This is a genomic window from Nocardia sp. 852002-20019_SCH5090214 (genome assembly GCF_001665865.1).
Classification (GTDB): domain Bacteria; phylum Actinomycetota; class Actinomycetes; order Mycobacteriales; family Mycobacteriaceae; genus Nocardia; species Nocardia nova.
The window spans coordinates 1-710 of the sequence record NZ_LZMK01000099.1; the positions used below are offsets into that span (position 1 = coordinate 1).

The 710-nt window shown below is 70.7% G+C and carries 1 protein-coding gene and 1 pseudogene; both read left to right on the forward strand.

What is annotated here, in order from left to right:
- Positions 1 to 285 (forward strand): annotated as a pseudogene (locus tag A5780_RS40765) (hypothetical protein); the annotation flags it as partial.
- A gap of 28 nt (positions 286 to 313) precedes the next feature.
- Positions 314 to 710, forward strand: a 397-nt coding sequence (locus A5780_RS07945) for an RRQRL motif-containing zinc-binding protein (RefSeq protein WP_064908132.1), incomplete at its 3' end; no start/stop codon positions are given.

The window sequence follows — 710 nt, forward strand, 5'->3', positions numbered from 1 at the left end:
AACCCCGGCCCACCCGCCTACGACAGCCCCGAACGCCGGGCGCTGCTGGAGCACAACTACCGGCAGGCCGGACTGACCAAGGACGAGATCCGCCAGTGCCTGGCCGCCGAGGGCGGGCGCGCCAAACCCCCGAGCGAGGCAGTCAAGCCGCGCAACGACAAAGGCCCCTCGCCCGCCGTCGCCGGATTCGACGGCAAGGACCGCACCCGCCAGACCGCCCCCGGATCCGGTGTGCAGCAAACCCACCACCGCGGCCCGGACCAGGGCAGCGGTCTCGGGCTCTGACGGTTGTCACGAGATCCGAGGGGCAATCGTGGCACCGCTGGAAACCGCTTCCGAGACAGCCGAACCGCAGATCTACGCATGGAAGACCGCACCCGCCCATCTGATGACCCGCCGCCAACTCCGGGCGGCGGGCCTGGCCCCCGGCGGACACGCCCCAGTCGCACAGACCGAGACCAAACGATTCGGCCGCCGACTGCTCACCTACCTCTACGACTCCCGCCTCGCGGTCCCCAAACGCACCGCGACGCCGGCGCAGCTGGCCGCGGTCGCCAAGGCCATCCGCGAGCACCAGGCCCGCGCGGCTGAGCGTCACGGCTACGCCCGTGACGAGCTCACCACCACCGAAGCCCCAGGTCCGGGCTGGACATCAATCCCGGAAACCACCACCGCCCATGAGGAGGCAATCACCATGTCCGACACCACCA